Below are 25520 nucleotides of genomic sequence, written 5' to 3' on the forward strand. Positions count from 1 at the left end.
ACGGCGCGGTCGTCAGATGTCGAGCGGATCGACTTCGACACTCCAGCGCAGCACGCCTTTCAAGCCGCGCAGCAGCGGTTGCCACGCGCGCAACGTCGCCTGCAAAGCCGCCCTTGAAGCGCTTTCGATCAGCAACTGCGCGCGATGCAAGTGCATCACCTTGACGATGGTGAGCGGCACCGCGTCGTAGACGGTTACGCGTTCAGCGGCCGGAATGCCGGTCAGCGCCGCCGCGGCCTGTTGCAGGAACGCGATCGCGGCCTCGAGCGTGCGCCCTTCGGCGCGCAGCAGCGCCTGATAAACGAACGGCGGCAAATGCGCGTCGCGGCGCTCGGCCAAGGTCGAATTGGCGAAGCCGACGTAGTCGTGACGACCCAACGCGTGATACAGCGCATGGCGCGGATAACGCGTCTGCACCAGCACTTCGCCGGGCAAACCTGACCGGCCGGCGCGGCCGCTCACCTGCATCAGTTGCGCAAAGAGGCGCTCGCTCGCGCGGAAGTCGTGCGAAAACAGCGCGGTGTCGGCGTTCAGCACGCCCACCAGCGACACGCGCTGAAAGTCGTGGCCCTTCGCGATCATCTGCGTACCGACCAGAATATCGACCTCGCCGGCGTGAACGTCGGAGAACAGCGCCTGCGCGCTGCCTTTGCGGCGCGTGCTGTCGGCGTCGATGCGCAACACGCGGGCGCCGGGCACCGCGCTCGCGAGCGTTTCTTCGACGCGTTGCGTGCCGCGCCCCATCGGCTCGATGTCGACATTGCCGCAGTCCGGGCACGAGCGCGGAATGCGCGACTCCCAACCGCAATGGTGACAACGCAGCGCGCGCTCCGGCTTGTGCAAAACCACGTAAGCGCTACAGCGCGGACAGCCGGCGACCCAACCGCAGGCGTCGCAGGCGAGTTGCGGCGCATAGCCGCGACGGTTCAGAAACACGAGGCTTTGCTCGCCGCGTTCGAGCCGGGCCTTCAGCGCAGCGATCAGCGGCCCCGAGAGACCTTCCACCGACGCCCGTCCGCGCCGTCGCTCTTCTTCCAGATCGATCAGCCGGACGGTCGGCAGCACGGCGTCCGCCACCGCGCGGCGCGACAGCGTGAGGCGCTTGTAGCGCCCCTGGTCGGCCTGCCACCAGCTTTCCAGCGACGGCGTCGCCGAGCCGAGCACGACCGGCAAACCGAGCTGCTTGGCGCGGTAAATCGCCAGATCGCGCGCCGAATAGCGCAAGCCTTCCTGCTGCTTGTACGCCGGATCGTGTTCTTCATCGACGACGATCACCGCTAGCTTCGGCAGCGACGCGAGGATCGCGAGTCGCGTGCCGAGTACGATACGGGCGCGGCCGGTGTGTGCGGCGAACCAGTTGCGCGCGCGTTCGCCTTCGGCGAGACCGCTGTGCAGCGTGACGATCGACGTCCCTTCGAGCGCGGCGAAGCGAGCGCGGAAGGCTGCCTCGAACTGCGGCGTCAGATTGATTTCGGGGACGAGGACGAGCGCTTGCGCGTCCGGTTTGGCCGCGAGAATCTCGGCGAGCGCGCGAAGATAGACCTCGGTTTTGCCGCTGCCCGTCACGCCGTGCAGCAGGAACGGCGCGAAACCGTTCGCGTCGCGAATGGCTTCAACGGCGGCGGCCTGTTCGTCGGTGAGCGTGGGTAGCGTGGGCGCTGGCGTCTCGGGCGGGGCCGCCGCGCCGACTACGGCGGCGGCTTCGATCACCTCTAGCGCAACCCAGCCTTGCCCTTGCCACGCTTCGAAGGTGGCGATTGCTTTGGGATGCAGCGCGCGGGCGTCGGCGGCTAGCAGGAAATCGGCTTCGGTGAGTGCCTGGGCGAGCTTGCGCAGCGCGCTGGCGCGCGCCGGCAATGCGTCGGGCAAAGCCGCACGCCCTTCGGCCGTGAGGCTGTAGCGCTCTTCGGGCGCAAACAGGCGCGACCAACGCGAGGCGTCCCTCAGCGCTTGAGGCAGCGCGGGCAGCGCGACTTCGCCGAGACCGCGTTGATAGTAATCCGCAGCGAAGCCGGCCAGCGCGAGCCATTCCGCCGACACCGGCGGACACGCCGCGCACACGGCGCTCACGGCGCGGAGCCGGTCGGCGGGCACGTCACTGTGAGCGGTTACTTCGCAGACGAGCCCCACCACGTGGCGCTTGCCGAACGGCACGCTGACCAGCATGCCGGGTTCGGCAAGTTCGGGCGTGTCGCACCGGTAGTCGAACAGAGTCGGCAGCGGATGATCCAGCGCAACACGGACGAACACGTCGCTCACGCGGCAAGCCGAAGCGGATGCGCCGGCGCGGCACGACGCCGCATCTCCGTGCACGTTGAGCACGTGCCGAACCCGTCGAAGTTAAAGTAAAACTTCAATTTCGGCGCTAAGTTTTGGATTCGGCTGAACAATTGCAATCGGTCCGCGTGCCTGTGGATAACTTTGTTGAGAACTTCGCTGGAAAGGGCCGCGAAGCGCGCCGCAGCGGCCTTCTGTGGGTTTCCGCACACTTTGCCGTGAACCCTTGAAACCCTTGCCAGACAAGGCTTGGATCAAATGCGCCGGCAAAGTGCAAGGGCCACCGTACGACGAAAGCTTCTACCGCGCCGCAGCGTGAAGAATGTGCATAAGTCAAGTCTTGACTTTCGCAGGACCGCCGTCTGACGGCCTGTGGCATGCCAATTTTCCCTTAGAGCGAGAGCCCACTTCGCCGCGTTGCAGCAAAAACGGTAACGATTACAGCATCACGCCGGTGCATGCGCGCCGCTTCGAATCGCCCGGCTATGACGATGCACTTCGTCAACGAGCTCTGCGACATTTTCCGGCGGCGTGAATTGCGAGATGCCATGGCCCAGATTGAAGACATGGCCCGGATGATTACCAAAGCTGTCGAGCACGGCACGCGCTTCCATGCGGATCGCCGCCGGCGGCGCAAACAGCACGGACGGGTCGATATTGCCCTGCAGGGCCACCTTACCGCCGACACGCTCGCGCGCTTTGGAGAGATTCACGGTCCAGTCGAGGCCGACCGCATCCACGCCGGTCTCGGCGATCTCGTCGAGCCACAGGCCGCCGCCCTTCGTGAAGGTGATCACCGGCACTTTTTCGCCGTCGTGATCGCGCTTCAACTGGCTCACCACCTGCTGGATGTACTGCAGCGAGAAACGTTGGTAGATGCCGTCCGCCAGCGCCCCGCCCCACGTGTCGAAAATCATGACGGCTTGCGCGCCGGCTTCGATCTGCGCGTTCAGATACGCCGCCACCGAGCGCGCATTGATCTCGAGAATGCGGTGCATCAGGTCCGGACGCGCGTACAGCATCGATTTGACGGTGCGGAAGTCGGCCGAACCGCCGCCTTCGACCATGTAGCAGGCGAGCGTCCACGGGCTGCCCGAAAAGCCGATCAGCGGCACGCGCTGACGGCCTTGCGCGTCGGTGAGCGCGGTGCGGATTTCACGCACGGCGTCGGTGACATAGCGCAGCGTGGCGTCGATATCCGGCACGGCGAGACGCGCGACGTCGTCTTCGGTACGTACCGGGCGGGCGAATTTCGGCCCCTCTCCCGTCACGAACTCGAGGCCGAGGCCCATGGCGTCCGGCACCGTGAGGATGTCGGAAAACAGAATCGCGGCGTCGAGCGGATAGCGTTCGAGCGGCTGCAGCGTGACTTCCGTTGCGAACGCCGGGTTCTTCGCGAGCCCCAGGAAACTGCCCGCACGGCCACGTGTGGCGTTGTATTCCGGCAGATAGCGGCCAGCTTGCCGCATCAGCCAGATCGGCGTGTAGTCGGTCGGCTGGCGCAGTAGCGCGCGCAGGAAAGTGTCGTTCAGGAGTTTATGGGCCACGGTGCGTACGACTGAGGGCAAAGGGGCATTTTACCGGACCCGGCTCCCGGCATCGCGCTTGATGCGGGCAATAACTGTTGCGCAACCGGCCGGTGGGCGCGGCTGGCGGCGCCCAATACCCATGCGTACCTGGCTGAACGGCTAATGTTCAACCCCGAAACGCCGGGCTATTATCCGACGACCTTACCGGACAATTACACGCAAACAAGGAGACTCCATGAACAAGGCAGCACTCGCACTGCTCGGCGCACTGGCCGGTGTTTTGATGCACGCAGGCGTGGCCGTGGCGCAGACCAGCACCGCCGCGGCGCCCTCCCGGCTCGACGATATTCTTGCGCGCGGCACACTGCGCGCCTGCACGACCGGCGACTACAAGCCCTACTCGTTCTACAAGCCGGACGGCCAGTTCGAGGGCATCGACATCGACATGACGGAGTCGCTCGCCAAGTCGCTCGGCGTGAAGGTGGAGTACGTCAAAACGTCGTGGTCGAATCTGATGAACGACTTCGTCGCCAAATGCGATATCGGCATGGGCGGCGTGTCGCCGACACTCGAACGGCAAAAGCGCGCGTTCTTCACGCAGGCGTACATGGTGGACGGCAAAACGCCGATCGTGCGCTGCGACGACGTCAACAAGTATCAAACCGTCGCGCAGATCGACCAACCGGGCACTCGTGTGATCGTCAATCCGGGCGGCACCAACGAACGGTTCGCGAAGCAATACTTTCCGCATGCGAACCTCACCGTCTATCCGGACAACGTGACGGTCTTCAAGCAGATTCTGGCCGGCAAGGCCGACGTGATGGTGACGGACGCGTCGGAAACCTTGCTGCAGCAAAAGCTGAATCCGGGTCTGTGTTCGGTACATCCCGACAAGCCATTCCAGTACGGCGAGAAAGCCTGGCTGCTGCCGCGCGGCGACGTGACGTTCCAGCAGTACGTTGACCAGTGGCTGCACCTCGCACGCGCGACGGGCGAGTATCAGGCGATCTCGGATAAGTGGCTGAAATAAACCTTCGAGGTTGAGCGGCGCGGTCGGTTTATTTGACGGAGGGGCGGCGGTTCAACGCATTGATAGGGCCGCATCGCCCACTCGATCATGTAACGGAACGCCGACGAGTTAAGCGAAAGCCGAACAATGTGGCCGGATTGCCTCTGATGAGCTGGCCCCGTTCCGGCCTTCTAATCGGTTCGACGTTCCGCAATGCAGCACACCGCGGTTCGTTTTCTCTGATTAATTTCTCGAGTTGGAAAATCCCATGTAACACAGGCGATCCTTGAGAAAAACGATGAGAATGCAACCATTTCATGCGCAATCGACTGAATGGACTACACCGCACCATGCGTCGCGAATAGCATCAATCATGCGTATGAAATTGCGGGTAAGTCATCGGTCATAATTACGTTTAAAACATTTTTATTTGGCAATATGTCCCGCAACGCCTTATCTGGCGGGCGTTACAACCTGAAACACTTTGTTACGGCGCTCGTAGGTTAATTCGCCCACAATGCCCTCAACGGTTTCAACACGGATGTGGCTGGGTGCGTGGTGTGAGCGGATACGATGCACTTGCCGGTCGGCGTATGCCGAAGCCCTGTGAAGGGGCATCCCTGCTGGGGCCGTAGTCGACGCTGGGGCGTCGTCTCAGTGGGTTCCACCTTTGGTCTCCTCGCGCTAACCCCGTAGCGTGTGGTTTTTAGCGGGCTCCAGGCCCGCTTTTTTTTCGCCCGGTCAAACGTTTGCGCGGTACGGTATCGCGCCGGTTGGAGTCTATTCGCAGACAGTTAGCGGCTTGCGTGGGCTTGCACAGCAAATGGTTGACCAATCTTTTCGATCCGGAAGCCGCGCCGCAAGATGACTTGCAGGCGCGGCTTCTGTTGATCGGCCGGCCTTAAAGTTAAGCCGTCTTGTTTTCCTGCAGCTTCAGTTCGCTGATCATCCGTTCGCGCATGATGAATTTCTGCACCTTGCCGGTCACCGTCATCGGCAATTCGTCGACGAAACGGATGTACTTCGGCACCTTGTAGTGCGCAATCTGCCCCTGGCAGAATTGCTGGATATCTTCCGCAGTGGCCTGCTCTCCGGAACGCAATACCACCCACGCGCAAACCTCCTCGCCGTATTTCGCATCCGGCACGCCGAACACCTGCACGCTCTGGATCTTCGGGTGGCGGAACAGAAACTCCTCGATCTCGCGCGGGTAAATGTTCTCGCCGCCACGAATCAGCATGTCTTTCAGACGACCGACGATGTTGCAGTAGCCGTCGGCGTCGAGCGTCGCCAGATCGCCGGTGTGCATCCAGCCATTTTCGATGCTTTCGCGCGTCTTCGCCTCGTCGCCCCAATAGCCTTGCATCACCGAGTAGCCGCGCGTACAAAGCTCGCCGGTTTCGCCCACCGGGACGATCTCGCCGAGCGGGTCGACGATCTTCACTTCGAGATGCGGCTGGATACGGCCGACGGTCGTCGTTCGCTTGTCCAGCGGGTCCGTGGTCGAGCTCTGGAACGACACCGGGCTCGTTTCCGTCATGCCGTAAGCAATGGTGATCTCGCTCAGGTGCATTCTGGAGACGACCTTTTTCATCGTCTCGATCGGGCACGGCGAACCGGCCATGATGCCGGTGCGCAGGCGCGACAAATCGTAGGTGGCGAAATCAGGGAGGTCGAGTTCGGCGATGAACATGGTCGGCACGCCGTGCAGCGCCGTGCACTTTTCTTCCGCGACCGCGGCGAGCGTCGCCGCCGGGTCGAAGCCCTCGCCGGGAAAGACCATGTTGGCGCCAACCGACACGCACGCCAGCACCGACAGCACCATGCCGAAGCAGTGATAGAGCGGCACTGGAATGCACAGGCCGTCCTGCTCGCTCAGGCGCATCGCCATCGCGATATAGCGCGCATTGTTGACGACGTTCCGATGCGTCAGCGTCGCGCCTTTCGGGTTGCCGGTCGTGCCGCTGGTGAACTGGATATTGATCGGCTCGTCGGCGTGCAGCGTCGCGGCGGCCGCGTCGAGTTTCGCGGGGTCGAGCGACGCACGGCCCTGCTCAACCACCTCCGAAAACGACAGCATGCCGGGCGTCTCGGTATCGCACATGCGAATCACGATCCGCAGCCCCGGCAGGCGCGCGGCATGCAGGTCGCCGGGCGCAGCGCTCGCCAGCTCGGGGGCGAGTTCCTGCAGCATCTGCAGATACATCGACGACTTGAAGCGCTCTGCTGCAATGATCGCCTTGCAGTCCACCTTGTTCAGCGCGTATTCGAGTTCGGCCAGACGATAGGCGGGATTGATATTCACCAGCACGGCGCCGATCCGCGCGGTGGCGAACTGGGTCAGCAACCATTCGACACGGTTGGGTGACCAGATCCCGACGCGATCGCCTTTCACGATGCCCAGCGCGGCCAGCCCCGACGCGAGCACGTCGACCTCGTCGGCGAATTCCCGCCATGTCCAGCGGATGCCCTGCTCCCGGAAAACCACGGCCGGCCTGGTTGGAAAGCGTTGTGCGGTGTCCCGAAGATACTGACTCACCGTCGCATCGCTGAGCGGGACCTGCGCCGAGCCGCGCACATAAGAGATGCCGCCGCGGGGCTCGATGAGCGCACTTTCGTCTGTTAGCTGAGCTGCCATGGTGAAGTCTCCGAGAGGCAATCGTTGCTCTATTGAAATGAATTTGAAGCCGATTGTGCCATTACCGCCTGGCGCGGCGGCATCAAGTCTTACCCGCACCGCAGGCCGGTGGTGTTACCCCGTCATGCCCATTGGCGAATTGTGTGGCGTTGTCGACCGTGGTCATGGCGCGGGCGGTTAGCGTCCCCGTGGCTCGGCGAGCACAGCGAAGATGGAGACACGGAATGCAGGCGAAGCACAACGACCACGGTGGCTGTCGTGTTCGCCCGGGCAAACCGAACGATCGCGATGCGTTAGTCGCTCGCGACCGGGTGGCGCCCCGAATCACCGCGGCTATTCCACGTCGGCCTATCCGGCAGCGCGATGACCGGCGACGCCGTGAACTCGACGCTTCGAAGGAAATTGAAATGAGAGTAGTCAGCAACACCTGTCATCCGGCTGCAGACATGGCGGGCGCGCAAACCCGATCGGATTTGCCAAAACCACGGCCGACGCCGGCGTTGATTCAGCACGACGCGGCGAGCGGTGCCGCCTTGCGCGAACCGGCGCCGGGTTTTCCGGCCGCCTATGCCGTTGAGCGCCCCGCAGGCGAGCTATCGCCGATCACCCAGCAACCGAACCTCTATCGTGACGCGAGCGGCAGCCAATACCTCCATCACGATTCAGGCTGGTACCCGGTGCGCGATGATGTCGACAGCGGCACTTTGCGCGTCTGGCAGCCCGACAGGGCCTACAAACCCCAATACCCGATACGGCGCGATGCCGACGGCAACTTCACGCTGCATAGCAACGTGGGACTCAAGGGCGGCGGTCTTTTCGACAAGACACCGGCCAACTCGTCGAGTTACAGCGAGGCGGACCGCAACACCAACCGCCAAACGCTCGGCGCCCAGCTCGGCGTGATCCGAAGTGCCAGCGATCCGGGGAGCTACGCAAACAGCGTCAAACTCGTGAACGATGGACTTTCGCGATTGCAGGTTGGCCTATCCGACCAGGCCTTCGACCGGATATCGACCAATCTCAATCGCGTTCAAAACGGCAAGATGACGAACGCCGAAGCGTCGTCGTCGGAATATAGGACCTTCATGAACGATGTTCACGATTCGACGCTCTCGCAAGGTGATAGGAACTGGTCGCGTTTTGGCGCGTATCTGAATCGTTATGCGGGTGTCCCGTATCACGCCGAGACGGATATCGCCAACATGCATCTGAATCGAAACCAGGACCGATTGACGCGTCTGAACATGCAGGCATTCGTTCAAAACGATCCTAAAGCCTGACGCGTCACACCGTTCAGCAAGCGGACGTAAAAAAGGGCTCCTATCAGGAGCCCTTTTTCATTCTTACCGTTCCGCCGGAGGCAGCGACACACGCCGCTTAGTCCTAGAAACGCTTAACCGCTGTTTAGTTCTGACCGCGCAGCTTGCGCAGACGCTGGATCGCAGCGAGCTGCGCCGTCGCGTACGCCAGTTCCGCTTGCGCGGTGGCGTACTCGAGGTTCGAACCCGTGTTCTGCAGCGCTTCTTCTGCACGCTTGCGTGCATCTTCAGCCTTGGCTTCGTCGAGATCCTTGCCACGAATCGCGGTGTCGGCGAGAACCGTCACAGCGCCCGGCTGGATTTCGAGGATGCCGCCGGCGACGAACACAAACTCTTCTTCGCCGTTTTCAGCTTCAATGCGCACCGCACCCGGACGAATCCGCGTAATGAGCGGCGTGTGGCCCGGCAGAATGCCGAGTTCACCTGCTTCGCCCGGCAGTGCGACGAACTTCGCCTGGCCCGAGAAGATCTGTTCTTCCGCGCTGACGACGTCTACTTTAATAGTTGCCATAAGTGTCGACTCCTGTCGACGAGAGTGGGCGCTTTAGCGCTTCCCCTCGTCTCATGCAAGGCTGGGTTGAACGTAGTAAGAGGCGCCGGCTTTGCGTTCCGCTACCGTTCGGTACCGATACGCGCGAGGCCGGCGCCCGCTTCGTTACACCCGACCTTTACTGGATCTTCTTGGCCTTTTCGAAGGCTTCGTCGATCGTGCCGACCATGTAGAACGCTTGTTCCGGCAGGTGGTCGCACTCGCCTTCAACGATCATCTTGAAGCCACGGATCGTTTCCTTCAGCGGCACGTACTTGCCCGGCGAGCCCGTGAACACTTCAGCAACGTGGAACGGCTGCGACAGGAAACGCTGGATCTTACGAGCGCGCGCGACGGCGAGCTTGTCTTCCGGCGCGAGTTCGTCCATGCCCAGAATCGCGATAATGTCGCGCAGTTCCTTGTAGCGCTGCAGCGTTTGCTGCACGCCACGCGTGATCGCGTAGTGCTCTTCGCCGATCACGTTCGGGTCGATCTGACGCGAGGTCGAATCGAGCGGGTCGACTGCCGGGTAGATACCCAGCGAAGCGATGTCACGCGACAACACGACGGTTGCGTCGAGGTGGCCGAAAGTCGTAGCCGGCGACGGGTCGGTCAAGTCATCCGCAGGGACGTACACGGCCTGAACCGACGTGATCGAGCCGGTCTTGGTCGACGTAATACGCTCTTGCAGCTTGCCCATTTCTTCAGCCAAAGTAGGCTGATAGCCCACTGCCGACGGCATACGGCCGAGCAGTGCCGACACTTCCGTGCCTGCCAGCGTGAAACGGTAGATGTTGTCGACGAAGAACAGCACGTCCAGACCTTCGTCACGGAAGTGCTCAGCCATCGTCAGGCCGGTCAGCGCCACGCGCAGACGGTTGCCCGGCGGCTCATTCATCTGGCCGTACACCAGCGCGACCTTGTCGAGAACGTTCGAGTCCTTCATTTCATGATAGAAGTCGTTCCCTTCGCGGGTACGCTCGCCAACACCGGCGAACACGGAGTAACCACCGTGTTCCTTAGCGATGTTGTTGATCAGTTCCATCATGTTCACGGTCTTGCCCACACCGGCGCCACCGAACAGACCCACCTTGCCGCCCTTAGCGAACGGGCAGATCAGGTCGATAACCTTGATGCCGGTTTCGAGCAGTTCGGTCGACGGCGACAGTTCGTCGAACGCCGGAGCCTTCTGGTGAATACCGCGAACCACGTCCGAGTTGATCGGGCCGGCTTCGTCGATCGGGCGACCCAGCACGTCCATGATCCGGCCGAGGGTCGGTTTGCCGACCGGCACGCTGATCGGCTTACCCGTGTTCTTCACAACCGTACCGCGACGCAGGCCGTCCGATGCACCCAGACAGATGGTACGGACAACGCCGTCGCCCAGTTGTTGCTGGACTTCGAGGGTCAGTTCCGAACCTTCGAGAATGAGCGCGTCGTAAATCTTCGGCATGTCCGAACGCGGAAATTCCACGTCGATCACCGCGCCGATGCACTGTACGATCTTGCCTTCTACCAAAGCAGTAGTACTCATCGCTTTTCCTTTAGATACTCAATTCTTCACTCGCGCAAAGGCGCAGTTTCGGTGGGTGCGCCATACCGGCGCACACGAAGCGGTGTGCTTGACCGTCACGGTCAGACAGCCGCCGCGCCACCGACGATTTCCGACAGTTCTTTCGTGATCGCGGCCTGACGGCTCTTGTTGTACACGAGCTGCAGTTCGTTGATGACCGTCTTCGCGTTATCCGAAGCGGCCTTCATCGCGACCATGCGGGCCGACTGCTCCGATGCCATGTTTTCCGCGACGGCCTGATAGACCAGCGCTTCGACATAACGCACCAGCAGTTCGTCCACCACTGCCTGCGCATCCGGCTCGTAGATGTAGTCCCACTGCGTGCTCGGCGTCGTGCCGTCTTCTTCCTTGCGCTCGAACTGTTCTGCCGACAGCGGCAGCAATTGCTCGATCACCGGCTCCTGCTTCATCGTGTTGACGAAGCGCGTGTACGCGAGGTACACCGCCGAAACCTTGCCTTCCGAGTACAGGTCGAGCTGCACCTTCACCGCGCCGATCAGCTTTTCCAGATGCGGCGTATCGCCCAGATGCACGACGTTCGACACCACCTTCGCGCGCAAACGGTTCAGGAAACCCAGACCCTTGGTGCCGATCGCAGTTGCTTCGATCGTCTTGCCCTGGCCTTCCAGTTCCTTGAACTTCTGCACCGACGCACGCAGCACGTTGGTGTTCATGCCGCCGCACAGACCCTTGTCGGTCGTCACGAGGATGATACCGGCCGCCTTCGCGCCTTCGTTCGACACCATGAACGGGTGACGATACTCCGGGTTCGCACGGCTCATGTGTGCAGCGATATCGCGGACCTTGTCGGCATACGGGCGAGCAGCGCGCATGCGCTCCTGAGCGCGGCGCATCTTCGATGCGGCCACCATCTCCATCGCTTTCGTGATCTTGCGCGTGTTTTGCACGCTCTTGATCTTGCCGCGAATTTCCTTCATTCCAGCCATTGCTTGCTCCTTGTCGGCCCGAGTTAGCGCTTTAGCGCTGACTCGGGCCCATCGAAGCAGCGCGGGAGCATTCTCATGCGGCCCGCGCCGCTTCAAGGTCCGTTTATGCCTTGCGGATCACTCGCGGATCAATAAGCGCCGGACTTCTTGAAGTCTTTGAGGGCCGTGTGCAGCAGGCCTTCGTCGTCCTTCGAGAGTTCCTTGGTATCTTCGATGCGCTTGACCAGGTCAGCGTGGCTCGACTTCAGATGTTCGCGCAGGCCCTTTTCGAACGGCAGCACTTGCGAGACTTCCAGATCGTCGAGGTAACCGTTGTTCGCGGCGAACAGCGCGACCGCCAGTTCCCACACTTGCAGCGGTTGATATTGCGGCTGCTTCAGCAGTTCCGTCACGCGGCGGCCGCGCTCCAGTTGCTTGCGGGTCGCTTCGTCGAGGTCCGACGCGAACTGCGCGAACGCAGCCAGCTCACGGTACTGCGCGAGGTCGGTACGGATACCGCCCGACAGCTTCTTCACGACCTTCGTCTGAGCCGCACCACCAACGCGCGACACCGACACGCCGGCGTTAATTGCCGGGCGGATACCTGCGTTGAAAAGGTCGGTTTCCAGGAAGATCTGGCCGTCGGTAATCGAGATCACGTTCGTCGGAACGAATGCGGTCACGTCGCCGGCTTGCGTTTCAATGACCGGCAGTGCCGTCAGCGAACCGCTCTTGCCCTTCACTTCGCCGTTCGTGAACTTCTCGACGTAGTCTTCCGAGACGCGAGCCGCACGTTCCAGCAGACGCGAGTGCAGATAGAACACGTCGCCCGGGTAAGCTTCACGGCCCGGCGGGCGGCGCAGCAGCAGCGAGATCTGACGGTATGCCCAGGCTTGCTTGGTCAAATCGTCATACACGATCAGCGCGTCTTGACCGCGGTCGCGGAAGTATTCGCCCATCGTGCAGCCGGCGTACGGTGCGAGGTACTGCATCGCTGCCGATTCCGACGCCGAAGCGGCCACGACGATCGTGTATTCCAGCGCGCCGGTTTCTTCCAGCTTGCGAACCACGTTCATGATCGACGAAGCCTTCTGGCCGATCGCGACGTAGATACAGAAGAGGTTCTTGCCCTTCTGGTTGATGATCGCGTCGACAGCGACTGCGGTCTTGCCGCACTGGCGGTCGCCAATGATCAGCTCACGCTGGCCACGGCCAACCGGCACCATCGCGTCGATCGACTTCAGACCGGTTTGGACCGGTTCCGAAACCGACTTACGCCAGATCACGCCCGGTGCAATCTTTTCGATTGCGTCGGTTTTCTTCGCGTTGATCGGGCCCTTGCCGTCGATCGGGTTGCCGAGTGCATCGACCACGCGGCCGAGCAGTTCCGGACCCACCGGCACTTCGAGAATACGGCCCGTCGTCTTGACGATGTCGCCTTCCGAAATGTGTTCGTACTCACCCAGAATCACGGCGCCGACCGAGTCGCGCTCGAGGTTCAGCGCGAGACCGAAGGTGTTGCCCGGAAATTCGAGCATTTCGCCTTGCATCACTTCCGACAGGCCGTGAATACGCACGATACCGTCGGTCACGGAGATCACGGTGCCCTGGTTGCGAACGTCTGCGCTCGCGTCAAGGCCCTGGATCCGGCTCTTGATCAGCTCGCTGATCTCAGAGGGATTGAGTTGCATTATTCGCTCCTGATAGTCAATTCTGTTGCGTGCCAGCCGCTTCAGCGCGTTACGCGCTTCAGGCCGTCAGAGCCGTCTGCATGCTGGCAAGCCGCGCGCGGACCGAGGTATCGAGCACTTCGTCGCCAACCGTCACGCGCACACCGCCAATCAGCGACGAGTCGACTTCGACCGTCGGCTTCAGCTTGCGGTGGAACTTGCGTTCGAGACTTGCGACGAGGTCGTTCAACTGCGCGCCTTCGAGCGGGAATGCGCTGACGATCAGCACATCGGCCGCCCCTTCGCGGGCATTCTTCAACTCTTCGAACTGCGTAGCGATTTCCGGCAGCAATTGCAGGCGATGGTTGTCCACCAGCATTTGCACCAGATTCTTCGCTTGCGCGTCGTCCTTGAGCGGCGACTTGACCGCGGCCAGCAGCAGTTCGCTGACTTGGGCGCGGCTTACTTTCGGGCTCGAGGCGATCGACAGCACTTCGGGCAGACGCGCAACCTGTGCCAGCTCCTGCACGAGCGTGGACCAGGCGGCGATGTCACCAGCTTCGGCCACGCCAAACAGCGCTTCTGCGTACGGACGGGCGATGGTTGCAAGTTCGGCCATGATCAGAGCTCGGCTTTCAGTTGATTCAGCAGGTCAGCGTGAGCTGCCTGGTCGACTTCGCGCTTCAGGATCTGTTCAGCGCCCTTCACTGCGAGTGAAGCGACTTCGCCGCGCAGCGTTTCGCGCGCCTTCACGACTTGCTGGTCAGCATCGGCCTTCGCTTGCGCGATGATGCGAGCGGCTTCAGCGTGTGCTTGCGCCTTGATTTCGTCAGCGACTGTCACAGCGCGCTTTTCTGCGTCGGCAATACGTTGCTGACCGTCGTTGCGTGCCTGAGCGAGTTCCTGGTCGACGCGCTTATGAGCGGCTTCGAGTTCAGCCTTGCCCTTTTCAGCAGCCGACAAACCGTCAGCAATCTTCTTCGAGCGCTCGTCGAGGGCGTTGATCAACGGCGGCCACACGAACTTCATCGTGAACCACGCGAGGATCAGGAACACGACCATTTGCGCAAACAGGGTTGCGTTAAGATTCACGGTGTTTCCTTAAACGTTGCTAGTTCGGAAAGTGAAACGGCAAGGCGCTCATCGATTCTGTATTCGATCAGCGCCCAAGTGCCCGTTCCGCCCTGCGCCTTTACCAGTTATAGCTCAGGCGCAAACTTCCGAGGAACCTCAGCCTGCCAGCTTCGACAGCAGCGGGTTCGCGAACGCGAACAGCATTGCCACACCAACGCCAATCAGAAACGCCGCATCGATCAGACCAGCCAGCAGGAACATCTTGGTTTGCAGCGGGTTCATCAACTCCGGCTGACGAGCACATGCTTCGATGTACTTGCCGCCCATCAGGCCGATACCGATACAGGCGCCGATTGCACCCAGGCCGATGATGATGCCGATACCGATGGCGGTCAGACCCTGGATGTTGGCGATGAAAGCTTGCATGATCACTCCTTTGTGAAAAGTCTTTTAGAACTGGTTGGAACTGGGATTTAAAAAACTAAAGCTAAAACCAAAAACTATTCGCGACGTGCAGCCGCTACTAGTGGGTATCGTGAGCCTGGCCGAGGTACACCAGCGTCAGCATCATGAAAATGAACGCCTGCAGCAGAACGATCAAAATGTGGAAGATCGCCCAAACCGTGCCTGCGATCACATGGCCGATGAAGCCAAGCACCGACACGTCCGCGCCGAAACCCCACATGCTGCCGAGCAGGGCAATCAGCAGGAACAACAGTTCGCCCGCGTACATGTTGCCGAACAGCCGCATGCCGAGCGAGACCGTCTTGGCGACGAACTCGATGATGTTCAGTGCAAGGTTCGGGATCCACAGCAGCGGATGCGCACCGAACGGAGCGGACAGCAGTTCATGCACGAAGCCGCCGGCGCCCTTGATCTTGATGTTGTAGTAAATCATCAGCGCGAACACACCGAGGGCGATGCCGAGCGTACCGTTCAGATCAGCGGTCGGCACGATGCGGTGGTGCGGGATGACTTCGGACAGACCCAGCAAGCCAATGATCTTGCCCGGCAGGTCCACAGGGATAAAGTCGAGCGAGTTCATCAGCGCGACCCAGACGAACACGGTCAGGGCGAGCGGCGCGATGAAGGTGCGCGAGCCGTGGATCATCGACTTCGATTGATCCTCGACCATTTCGACCAGCATTTCGATTGCGCATTGGAAACGGCCCGGCACGCCGGACGTTGCCTTGCGGGCAGCGAGATGCAGAATGAAGATGGTGGCCAGACCGCAAACGATCGACCAGAAAAGGGTGTCCAGATTCCACACGTGAATGTCGAAAATCGACGTCTGATGCGCGGTGGAAAAGTTCTGCAAGTGGTGCGCGATGTACTCGGACGGATCCATTGCGCGCGTGCCTTCGCTAGCTGCCATATCGTTAAAGCCACCCAAATTGTCGAAAATCGTCTTAGGCCGTTCCCGCAGCAATTCTGTATTGCGGGAACACGCCGGGTGCGGATCGTGTCATATCCGCACTCCTGATGCCGGCGCTGCGCGCCAGCCTGAATTTTGTACTGCTTTTGTTCCTGCACCCTTAGCGCCAGGCTAAGGCGATCCAGTACGTCTTGAGCGCGACGAGGTAGGTCACGAGCAGCGGAACCCAGCTTACGTCGCGATACCAGAAGGCGATGACTACAAACATCGCGATCGTTGTCCCCATCTTGAGCGCTTCGCCAATCATCCAGCTCATGGCTGTCGTGGCGCCGCTCAGCGTTCTAAGTCGTGCCGCGAACAACGCGCTCGGCACCCAGCAGATCGCTCCCCCCAGGAGCGCGGACAGCGCAGCATCGCCCGGCGGCTTGTAGAACAGCCACCACAGCAGCGTTGCACCCAGGGACAAAACCATTTGCGCCGCCACGACCTTGAAAGGCGTAACGCGCGATGGACGACTCACATTCGGACCAAATAGCTTTTCAGCTTCGGTCCGCGTGAGCGGAACGATATTGTTATCTTGTTGCTCGACATCCCACGCTTCGTCAGAAGGGACTCGCTGACCGGTGGACGCAACGGAAGCGGTGCGTTCAGCGGATTCGTCGTGCCCATTCTTCGGCGCTTGATTCGACGTTTTGACCGCCATCGCAGTGTTCCGAAAGTCTTGTTCCAGCCCGCCAGCTTACGCTGTGCTTACGGGGTTGCCGTGCAATTAAATCCGGGCGATTGTAAGCGATAGTTGCAGGCAATTCAAGACTTTAGGCCGTTCAATAAGCTGCGTGAAACCGCCCCTCACGATGCGGGAATAGCTTCCTGGCGGGCCAAAACGCGCCAAATGTAAGGCGGCTGGGGGGTAGCAAAACATGCGCATTGAATCGCATCAATTTGCGCCCGCGCAAACGGCCTTTTAACGCTGTAACGGTCGTCTCGAAAATGCAACAAACGCCGATTTTTGCGCGCGCGGGTGGACAGGCGGGGCGGCGTTGGGTAGGCAGTCGGCTTCGTAGATCGCGTTAGCTGTTCAGGCCAAGCCGCGTACATCTGGAATCCTGATTATTCGACACAGGATTTAGTTAGGATTCCAGCACGCTCTGATCGCCAAGCGGCGGCTCAATCAACGCCGCAGGCTTGCATCGCTTGGCCCCACTCCGTCGCAGCTGATAACCTGCAACGCGCCAAGAAGTAGCTTGCGATCGAAATCTCACCCCGATCCGTCGCAAGCGCCCTACTTCAGTTCGCCAATCAAACAGCCGCAGCGTTACCGCGCAAGCGCACCAGAATACCTTCCAGCGCATCCAGATCGCCGAAGTCGACCAGCACCTGCCCTCGCCCGCGTCGGCCGAGTTTGATCTTCACCGTCGCCGCCAGCAAATCGGACAGCTCTTCCTCGAGCCGCCGCGTGTCGCGACCGCCGTCCGGATTCGCGCGCGCCTTCACTGCCGGCGCGGCCTTGGTGGTCGTCGTGACCAGCTTCTCGGTCTCACGCACCGACATGCGCTTATTGACGACCTGATTGGCCAGCGTGATCTGCGTCGCGGCATCCACGGCCAGTAGCGCGCGCGCATGGCCCATGTCGAGATCGCCGGCGAGCAGCATGGTCTGTACCGGCGACGCCAGATTGAGCAGGCGCAGCAGATTCGACACCGCACTGCGCGAACGCCCCACCGACTCCGCCGCCTGCTCGTGCGTGAAATTAAACTCATCGAGCAGGCGCTGGATGCCCTGCGCCTCTTCCAGCGGATTCAGATCTTCGCGCTGAATGTTCTCGATCAGCGCCATCGCCGCGGCGGCCTGATCCGGCACGTCCCTGACGAGCACCGGCACTTCGCTCAGTCCGGCAAGCCGCGCCGCGCGGAAACGCCGTTCGCCGGCGATGATCTCGTATTTGTCCGCGGACACGGGACGCACCAGAATCGGTTGCATCAAACCCTGAGCGCGAATGCTCGCCGCCAGCTCCTGCAACGCGCCTTCGTCCATGCGTGTACGCGGCTGATACTTGCCCGCCTGCATCTTGCTAAGCGGCAGCACGTTCGGCGCGCCTTCAATGGCAACGGCCTCGGTGATATCCGCGCTGCCACCCAGCAGTGCTTCAAGGCCGCGACCCAATCCCTTCTTTCTCGCTACTGCGTTCATCGTGCTTCCTCGATCCGCTTAGGATGCCTGGGGCGCGTCATTCAACGCGCGCACCCGCTCAATCATTTCCGCGCCGAACTGCACGTACGCCTGCGCGCCGCGCGATGCGCGGTCGAACACCACGCCCGGCAGACCGTAGCTGGGCGCTTCGGCCAGACGCACGTTGCGCGGGATCACCACGTCGAATACCTTGTCGCCGAAATGCTCTTTCAGTTGATCGGAGACTTGCTGCTGCAATGTGATGCGCGGATCGAACATGACGCGCAACAGGCCGATCACCTTCAGATCACGGTTCAGGTTGGCGTGCACCTGCTTGATGGTGTTCACCAGATCGGACAGACCTTCGAGCGCGAAGTACTCGCACTGCATCGGAATCACGACGCCGTGTGCGGCGCACAGACCATTGAGCGTCAGCAGCGACAAAGCCGGCGGGCAATCGATCAGCACGAAATCGTATTCGCCTTCGACCGCGGCAAGCGCGTTCTTCAACTGACGCTCACGGTTCTGAACGCTGACCAGCTCGACTTCGGCACCGGCGAGTTCGCGATTCGCCGGCAGCACGTCGTAGCCGACCGCTTCGGGCCGTACTCGCGCGTCGGTCACCGCGACGCCATCCACGAGCACTTCGTAGACCGTATTCGCGCAGGCGGCCTTGTCGATGCCGCTGCCCATCGTGGCGTTACCCTGCGGGTCCAGGTCGATGAGAAGGACACGCTGTCCCTGCGCTGCCAAGCTCGCGGCCAGATTGACTGTGGTCGTCGTCTTGCCGACGCCGCCTTTCTGGTTCGCAACGCAGAAGATTTTTGCCATCGTTGGTGTGTCCCTTTTGCTGCCTGGATGAAGTAAATAAAGCTTGCTGCTGGTACGGGGCGCGTCTACCGGCTAGTGGCCAGCAGCCCACGAAGCTGCGGCCGTCAGTTGGCCGAATCCACCCGAACCTTGATCAGATGCCGTTCGGCGTCGAGCGACGGCACATTCAGCCGGACGATCTGTTCCACGTGGGCGCCGGCAGGCAAACGCTCGATCTCGCCTTCCGGACGCACGCCTTTCATCGCCCAGATCGCGCCCTGCTCCGCCACCAGATGACGGGCCAGTGTAACGAAATCCGAGAGCTCTGCGAATGCGCGCGAGACGATTACATCGAACTTTGCGGGTACTTCGGCGCCCGGCTGCAACGTCTCGACGCGGCCGGTCACCACCGACAGATTGGCCAAACCCAGTTCGGCCTTAGCCTGCGACTGAAACGCCGTTTTTTTATGAACGATGTCGTTCACGGTCACAGTCCATTCAGGCAAAACGATCGCCAGCACGATACCCGGCAAACCGCCGCCCGAGCCGACGTCGAGCACCGACGACGGACCGCGTGGCGCCAGATGCGGCACGATCGAAAGCGAATCGAGAATGTGCTGGATCAGCATCTGCCGCGGATCGCGGATGGCCGTCAGGTTGTAGACGGCATTCCACTTCGACAGTAACGCGACGTAGTCGAGCAGCTTGCCAAGCTGGGCATCGCTCAACTTGAGGCCGAGTTCGCGGACGCCCTCTTCCAGCAACGGCGCCAACGCTTCCCGACCGCTTCCCTTCTGGCTTACCGTCATTGCGTCACCGGCGTGCTGTCGGTGCCGGGTTCGGCGGGTTTCGTCGAACGACGCCCCAAGCCGCGCTTCAGATGAACCATCAGCAACGAGATCGCCGCCGGCGTGATACCGGAGATGCGCGATGCCTGACCGATGGTTTCAGGACGGAATTGCGTCAACTTCTGGCGCGCCTCGAACGACAGCCCGCGCACTTCCGCGTAGTCCAATGCATCCGGCAAGCGCGTGCTTTCGTGCGCCTCATTACGTTCGATCTCGCCAGCCTGGCGATCGATATAGCCCTGGTACTTGATCGCAATCTCGATCTGTTCCTTGATCTGGGCGAGCAGCACGTCGTCTTCCGCGAGGATCTCCGGCGCGGCGCAGGCACCCGCACGCAGGCCGCACACGCCGTCGTACGAGACACCCGGACGACGCAGCAGATCAGCCAGGCTGTACTCATGGTCGATCGGCTTGCCGAGCAGCGCGGTCGCTTCGTCGGCCGATAACGTCTTAGGATTCACCCACGTCGTGCGAAGACGCTCTGTTTCACGTGAAACAGCATCACGCTTGCGGCTGAACGCGTCCCAACGGACGTCGTCGACCACGCCAAGCTCGCGGCCAATCTCGGTCAACCGCATATCGGCATTGTCTTCACGCAGGCTCAGGCGATACTCGGCGCGGCTCGTGAACATGCGATACGGCTCCGACACGCCACGCGTGACCAGATCGTCGACCAGCACACCAAGGTAAGCCTGATCGCGACGCGGGCACCACGCCTCCTTGCCCTGAACGAACAGACCCGCGTTGATACCGGCCAGCAGGCCTTGCGCCGCGGCTTCTTCATAGCCGGTCGTGCCGTTGATCTGTCCCGCGAAGAACAGGCCGTTGATCACCTTCGTTTCCAGCGACGCCTTCAGCCCACGCGGATCGAAGTAGTCGTACTCAATCGCGTAGCCGGGGCGCAGGATGTGCGCGTGCTCCAAACCGCGCATCGAACGCACCAACTCAAGCTGCACGTCGAACGGCAGGCTCGTCGAAATCCCGTTCGGGTAGAACTCGTTGGTCGTTAGCCCTTCCGGTTCCAGGAAAATCTGATGCGATTCCTTCGACGCAAACCGATGAATCTTGTCCTCGATCGACGGGCAATAGCGCGGCCCGACTCCCTCGATCACGCCCGTGTACATCGGCGAACGATCAAGGCCGCCGCGGATGATGTCGTGCGTCCGCTCATTCGTATGTGTGACCCAGCACGGCACCTGCCGCGGATGCTGCTCAACCCGCCCGAGAAACGAGAACACCGGTACCGGATCCAGATCGCCCGGCTGCTCTTCGAGCTTCGAAAAATCGATCGTGCGGCCGTCGATTCGCGGCGGCGTCCCGGTCTTGAGGCGCCCTTGCGGCAGCTTCAATTCCTTCAGGCGCGCGGACAACGACACCGAAGCTGGATCGCCAGCACGGCCGCCGGTGTAGTTGTTCAAACCCACGTGAATCTTGCCGTCGAGGAACGTCCCCGCCGTCAGCACAACAGCGCGCGCGCGGAACTGAATCCCCACTTGCGTCACCGCGCCGACCACGCGATCACCCTCCACCATCAGATCGTCAACTGCCTGCTGGAACAGCCACAAGTTCGGCTGATTCTCCAGCCGATGCCGGATCGCCTGCTTGTACAGCAGACGGTCGGCCTGGGCGCGCGTCGCCCGAACAGCCGGTCCTTTCGACGAATTGAGGATGCGGAACTGGATACCGCCCTCGTCCGTCGCGGCCGCCATCGCACCGCCGAGCGCATCGACTTCCTTAACCAGATGGCCTTTGCCAATGCCGCCAATCGACGGATTGCAGCTCATCTGGCCGAGGGTTTCGATGTTGTGGGTCAGCAGGAGCGTGGTGTTGCCCATGCGCGCCGAAGCCAATGCGGCCTCGGTGCCGGCATGGCCGCCGCCGACGACGATTACGTCAAATTCTGTGGGAAAGAGCATCGCGGATCTCACGCCAGATCGTCGCGTGAGCCTTCAAAGGAAAATGTATGAGCGAATTATAACGGGTTCGGTTTAGGCCCGAATTTCGCCCGATTGGTCAGCCCATAAAAAAAACGGTGTGTTTCACGTGAAACACACCGCTTCAGACATCCACGGTCGGCGAAAAACGAAAAACTAGGCCACCTTTTTCGCCAGCCCGAGGTACGTTTCGATCACGCGTGGATTCTGCGCCAGGTCCGCCGCCGGACCTTCCAGTGCCAGTTCTCCGGTTTCAAGTACATAGCCGTAGTCGGAAATCTGCAGCGCCGCGCGCGCGTTCTGCTCGATCAATAGCGTCGCCACGCCCGTCTGACGCAGCGCGCTAATGATGTGAAAAATTTCCTTCACGATCAGCGGCGCGAGACCGAGGCTCGGCTCGTCCAGCATCAGCAGATCGGGTTTGCCCATCAGCGCCCGGCCGACTGCCAGCATCTGCCGCTCACCGCCGGACAACGTGCCGGCCGCTTGCTGCCGACGCTCCTTCAGCCGCGGAAAGAGTGCGAACACCGGCTCGAGCTGATCGAGGAAGTTGCGCTCCCCTGCCCGCTTGCGACGGTACGCGCCGAGCACGAGGTTGTCTTCCACGGTCATCGACGCAAACAGCTCGCGCTTCTCCGGCACCAGACACATGCCGCGCGCGACGCGCTTTTCGACCGGCACCGCGCTCACATCCTCACCTTGATAGAGAACGGTTCCTTTCGCATGACCCGTAGTGGGCAGTGCGCCCATGATCGCGTTCAGCAACGTCGACTTGCCCGCGCCGTTCGGGCCGATCACCGAGACGATCTGCCCCGGCCGCACTTTGATCGCCGCGCCGTACAGCGCCTCGACCTTACCGTAGCGAACCGACAGACCACTCACGTCCAGAATGGGACCCGCAGCATTCATCGTGTTTTCCATCACTCCACCCCACCCAGATAAGCTTCAAGCACGGCCGGGTCTTGCTGGACTTCCTGTGGCAAACCTTCCGCGATCCGCGTGCCGAACTCCATCACCACCAGACGATCGGTGAGATTCATCACAAAATCCATATCGTGCTCGACCAGCAGCACACTCATGCCCTCGGCCTTCAGCCGGCGCAGCAGGTCGGCGAGTTGCAGCTTTTCCTGATAACGCAGCCCGGCCGCCGGCTCGTCCAGCAGCAGCAAGGTCGGGTCGCAGCACAACGCGCGGGCGATTTCCAGAATCCGCTGCTGCCCCAACGCCAAGCTGCCCGCCTCGTCGTACATATGCTGCTCGAGCCCGACCCGGCGGATCTGACGCGCGGCCTCCGCCATCAAGCGCGCTTCTTCCGCGCCGTTCAAGCGTGCGATGCTGCGCCAGACGCCCGCCTGACCGCGCAGATGCGCGCCGATCGCGACGTTCTCCAGCACCGTCATCCCCGGCAGCAGCTTGACGTGCTGGAAAGTGCGGCCGATCCCGCGCTTGACGATTTCACGTGAACTCAGCGAATCGATGCGCTCGCCGCGGAACGTAATCTCGCCGCTGGTGGCTTGCAGCACGCCGGTCACGAGATTGAACGTCGTCGACTTGCCCGCACCGTTCGGGCCGATCAACCCGATGATCTGCCCCGCTTTGACCTCGAAACTGACGTCGTTCACCGCGACCAGACCGCCGAACTGCTTGCGTGCCTTGTTCACCGTCAGCAGGTTCTCACCCGCCGTCGGTTTGCTGCGTTGCGGCAACGGCTCCGCATGTTCCGCCAGATGCGCACGCGGCCCGCGTGGGAAAAAGCGCGCGACGAACGGCCAGACACCTTGTCGAGCGTATTGCAGCAGCAGCACCATCAGGATGCCGAACACGATCACTTCGAAGTTGCCGTTTTCGCCGAGCAGCTTCGGCAGCAGGGTTTGCAGATAGTCCTGCAACACGGTCAGGATCGCCGCGCCGAGCACCGCGCCCCATACGTGCGACACGCCCCCCACCACGGCCATGAACAGAAACTCGATGCCGTGATTCAAACCGAACGGCGTCGGATTCACCGCGCGTTGCAGGTGGGCGTACAGAAAGCCCGAGATCGACGCCAGCACCGCCGCGTAGACGAAAATCACCACGCGCATCCAGGCCGTATTGACGCCCATCGCCTCGGCCATCATGCCGCCGCCGCGCAACGCGCGAATCGCCCGCCCCGGCCGGCTATTAAGCAGATTTTGAACAGAGATCACCGCGCCGAGCACGACGACCCAGATCAGGTAATAGATATGGCGGCCGGACTCCAGGTTGATGCCAAAAACATTCAGCACCGGAATCCCGTTGATGCCGTCGTACTTGCCGAGCATGTCCAGATTGCCGAACAGGTAGAACAGCGCCAGGCCCCACGCAATCGTACCGAGCGGCAGAAAGTGCCCGGACAGACGCATCGTCACCAGACCCAGCATCAGCGCGATCAGCGCCGTCACGATCACACCCGCGATCAACGCGAGCCACGGCGACACGCCATACGTGGTCGTCAGATAGGCGGTTGCATAGGCGCCGATCCCGACGAACGCCGCCTGCCCGAAACTCGTCATGCCGCCGATACCGGTCAGCAGCACGAGGCCGATCGCGACGATCGAATACAGACCGATGTAGTTGAGCAGCGTCACCCAGTACTCGGGCACGTGAATCGGATGCGGCAACACCGGCAGCGCGAACAGCACCACGAGGAACAACCAGAAGAACTTGTTTTGCATGATCCGTTTCATCGCGTCACTCCTCGTCCTCTTCGCTGTGCGGACTGGCCAGACTTCGCCAGAGCAGCACCGGGATGATCAGTGTGAACACGATCACTTCCTTATAAGCACTCGCCCAGAACGACGAATACGATTCCAGCAAGCCGACCAGGATCGCGCCGGCAGCCGCCAGCGGATAGCTGACGAGTCCGCCGATAATCGCGCCCACGAAGCCCTTCAGACCCATCAGGAAGCCCGAGTCGTAGTAGATGGTGGTCAAGGGCGCAACGAGGATGCCGCACAGCGCACCGAGCCCCGCAGCCAGCGTGAAGGCGAGGCGTCCTGCCTGCGTTGTGCCGATGCCGACGAGCCGCGCACCGAGCCGGTTCACTGAGGTTGCACGCAACGCCTTACCCGAGATCGTGCGGTCGAAGTACAGATACAGCGCACCGATCAACACTGCAGCGGTGCCGATCACCCACAAGCTCTGTCCGGAGATCGACAGACTGCCCAGGTTGTACGTCGCGTCGGAAAACGCCGTGGTCCGCGAGCCTTCCGCACCGAACATCACGAGCCCGACGCCGACCATCGCGAAGTGCACCGCCACCGCCACGATCAACAGCAGCAGCGTGCTCGCCTCCGCGATCGGCTCATACGCCAACCGGTAGACGAACGGTCCCATCGGAATCACGATCAGCAGCGTCAACGCGATCTGCGCGAGCATGGGCAGCGGATGCAGGAAAAGACCTTGCGTCACCGCGTACACCGCGATCGGGAACAGCAGATATTTGCTGACCAGCGTCACCAGCGTGCGCGCCGCGTGCCGACGTCGCTCGGCATGCCGCACCAGACCCGCGACTTCGACGACGAAACACGCCGCGCCCATCGCCATCAGCAGCCAGCAGGTGGCCGGAAATTTTTGTGTCTGCAACGCGGCGAGCGTGAGCGCGCCGTACGAAACAAACTCCCCCTGCGGGATAAAAATCACCCGCGTCACGGAGAACACCAGCACCAGCGCAAGCGCGAGCAGCGCGTAGATCGCGCCGGTGGTGATGCCGTCCTGCGCGAGGATCGCCGCAATTGATAGATCCATACTTCCTCGTCCTGAAGCGTCGAAATCGAAACCGGGAAACAGTCGTGGCGGCGCCGTAGCGGCCAGCGACCTGCA

Annotated in this window: 21 protein-coding genes; 2 read left to right on the forward strand and 19 right to left on the reverse strand. The window is 61.6% G+C overall.

Annotation, left to right across the window (positions count from 1 at the left end; translation table 11 throughout):
- Window positions 1–12: 12 nt before the first annotated feature.
- Window positions 13–2259, reverse strand: a complete 2247-nt coding sequence (locus HWY05_RS16285; protein WP_176058937.1) for a primosomal protein N' — start codon at window positions 2257–2259, stop codon at window positions 13–15.
- A 464-nt stretch (window positions 2260–2723) separates the two neighbouring features.
- Window positions 2724–3824 (reverse strand): uroporphyrinogen decarboxylase, encoded by a 1101-nt coding sequence (hemE, locus tag HWY05_RS16290; RefSeq protein ID WP_176058938.1) that lies wholly within the window; start codon window positions 3822–3824, stop codon window positions 2724–2726.
- 217 nt (window positions 3825–4041) lie between these two features.
- Here hemE and HWY05_RS16295 point away from each other — a divergent pair, with 217 nt between their 5' ends.
- Window positions 4042–4836, forward strand: coding sequence for a transporter substrate-binding domain-containing protein (locus tag HWY05_RS16295; protein WP_035554369.1), 795 nt, complete (start codon window positions 4042–4044; stop codon window positions 4834–4836).
- Window positions 4837–5722: 886 nt separating this feature from the next.
- Here HWY05_RS16295 and HWY05_RS16300 read toward each other — a convergent pair.
- On the reverse strand, window positions 5723–7453 hold the full coding sequence (locus HWY05_RS16300) for an AMP-binding protein (protein ID WP_176058939.1): 1731 nt from the start codon (window positions 7451–7453) through the stop codon (window positions 5723–5725).
- A gap of 224 nt (window positions 7454–7677) precedes the next feature.
- On the opposite strand from HWY05_RS16300, the gene HWY05_RS16305 reads away from it, so the two are divergent.
- Window positions 7678–8733 carry a hypothetical protein gene (locus HWY05_RS16305; RefSeq protein ID WP_176058940.1) on the forward strand — a complete coding sequence of 352 codons (1056 nt, stop codon included), beginning with the start codon at window positions 7678–7680 and terminating at the stop codon, window positions 8731–8733.
- 124 nt (window positions 8734–8857) lie between these two features.
- On the opposite strand, the gene HWY05_RS16310 is transcribed toward HWY05_RS16305, so the two are convergent.
- The 16 genes from HWY05_RS16310 to HWY05_RS16385 all read right to left on the reverse strand — a co-directional run bounded on the left by HWY05_RS16310 (window position 8858) and on the right by HWY05_RS16385 (window position 25445).
- Window positions 8858–9283, reverse strand: a complete 426-nt coding sequence (locus HWY05_RS16310; RefSeq protein ID WP_012434800.1) for a F0F1 ATP synthase subunit epsilon — start codon at window positions 9281–9283, stop codon at window positions 8858–8860.
- Window positions 9284–9440: 157 nt separating this feature from the next.
- Window positions 9441–10835, reverse strand: coding sequence for a F0F1 ATP synthase subunit beta (atpD, locus tag HWY05_RS16315; protein ID WP_035554361.1), 1395 nt, complete (start codon window positions 10833–10835; stop codon window positions 9441–9443).
- Between the two features lie 101 nt (window positions 10836–10936).
- Window positions 10937–11821 carry a F0F1 ATP synthase subunit gamma gene (gene atpG / locus HWY05_RS16320; RefSeq protein WP_035554359.1) on the reverse strand — a complete coding sequence of 295 codons (885 nt, stop codon included), beginning with the start codon at window positions 11819–11821 and terminating at the stop codon, window positions 10937–10939.
- Between the two features lie 128 nt (window positions 11822–11949).
- Entirely contained in the window at window positions 11950–13491 is a 1542-nt protein-coding gene (gene atpA / locus HWY05_RS16325) for a F0F1 ATP synthase subunit alpha (RefSeq protein WP_035554357.1), read from the reverse strand.
- Window positions 13492–13549: 58 nt separating this feature from the next.
- Entirely contained in the window at window positions 13550–14089 is a 540-nt protein-coding gene (locus tag HWY05_RS16330; protein ID WP_035554356.1) for a F0F1 ATP synthase subunit delta, read from the reverse strand.
- A gap of 2 nt (window positions 14090–14091) precedes the next feature.
- Window positions 14092–14562 carry a F0F1 ATP synthase subunit B gene (locus tag HWY05_RS16335; RefSeq protein WP_035554353.1) on the reverse strand — a complete coding sequence of 157 codons (471 nt, stop codon included), beginning with the start codon at window positions 14560–14562 and terminating at the stop codon, window positions 14092–14094.
- 138 nt (window positions 14563–14700) lie between these two features.
- A complete protein-coding gene (atpE, locus tag HWY05_RS16340) occupies window positions 14701–14970 on the reverse strand; it encodes a F0F1 ATP synthase subunit C (protein WP_007180033.1) in 270 nt (89 codons plus the stop codon).
- A 97-nt stretch (window positions 14971–15067) separates the two neighbouring features.
- The gene (atpB, locus tag HWY05_RS16345; protein ID WP_035554351.1) at window positions 15068–15919 is read right to left on the reverse strand and encodes a F0F1 ATP synthase subunit A; all 852 of its coding nucleotides are present in this window, start codon (window positions 15917–15919) and stop codon (window positions 15068–15070) included.
- A 160-nt stretch (window positions 15920–16079) separates the two neighbouring features.
- Window positions 16080–16622, reverse strand: coding sequence for an ATP synthase subunit I (locus tag HWY05_RS16350; protein ID WP_176058941.1), 543 nt, complete (start codon window positions 16620–16622; stop codon window positions 16080–16082).
- A 596-nt stretch (window positions 16623–17218) separates the two neighbouring features.
- A complete protein-coding gene (locus HWY05_RS16355) occupies window positions 17219–18109 on the reverse strand; it encodes a ParB/RepB/Spo0J family partition protein (RefSeq protein ID WP_035554348.1) in 891 nt (296 codons plus the stop codon).
- An 18-nt stretch (window positions 18110–18127) separates the two neighbouring features.
- Window positions 18128–18919, reverse strand: a complete 792-nt coding sequence (locus HWY05_RS16360; RefSeq protein ID WP_035554346.1) for a ParA family protein — start codon at window positions 18917–18919, stop codon at window positions 18128–18130.
- Between the two features lie 104 nt (window positions 18920–19023).
- Window positions 19024–19707 (reverse strand): 16S rRNA (guanine(527)-N(7))-methyltransferase RsmG, encoded by a 684-nt coding sequence (rsmG, locus tag HWY05_RS16365; RefSeq protein ID WP_035554344.1) that lies wholly within the window; start codon window positions 19705–19707, stop codon window positions 19024–19026.
- Window positions 19704–21662, reverse strand: coding sequence for a tRNA uridine-5-carboxymethylaminomethyl(34) synthesis enzyme MnmG (gene mnmG, locus HWY05_RS16370; RefSeq protein WP_035554342.1), 1959 nt, complete (start codon window positions 21660–21662; stop codon window positions 19704–19706). The genes rsmG and mnmG overlap by 4 nt, the downstream gene beginning before the upstream one ends.
- Before the next feature lie 174 nt (window positions 21663–21836).
- On the reverse strand, window positions 21837–22589 hold the full coding sequence (locus HWY05_RS16375) for an ABC transporter ATP-binding protein (RefSeq protein ID WP_176058942.1): 753 nt from the start codon (window positions 22587–22589) through the stop codon (window positions 21837–21839).
- A gap of 11 nt (window positions 22590–22600) precedes the next feature.
- Window positions 22601–24385 carry a branched-chain amino acid ABC transporter ATP-binding protein/permease gene (locus HWY05_RS16380; protein ID WP_051980646.1) on the reverse strand — a complete coding sequence of 595 codons (1785 nt, stop codon included), beginning with the start codon at window positions 24383–24385 and terminating at the stop codon, window positions 22601–22603.
- Window positions 24386–24389: 4 nt separating this feature from the next.
- The gene (locus HWY05_RS16385) at window positions 24390–25445 is read right to left on the reverse strand and encodes a branched-chain amino acid ABC transporter permease (RefSeq protein ID WP_176058943.1); all 1056 of its coding nucleotides are present in this window, start codon (window positions 25443–25445) and stop codon (window positions 24390–24392) included.
- Window positions 25446–25520: the final 75 nt, after the last annotated feature.

It is taken from the genome of Paraburkholderia sp. BCC1876 (assembly GCF_902833695.1).
Taxonomy (GTDB): Bacteria; Pseudomonadota; Gammaproteobacteria; order Burkholderiales; family Burkholderiaceae; genus Paraburkholderia.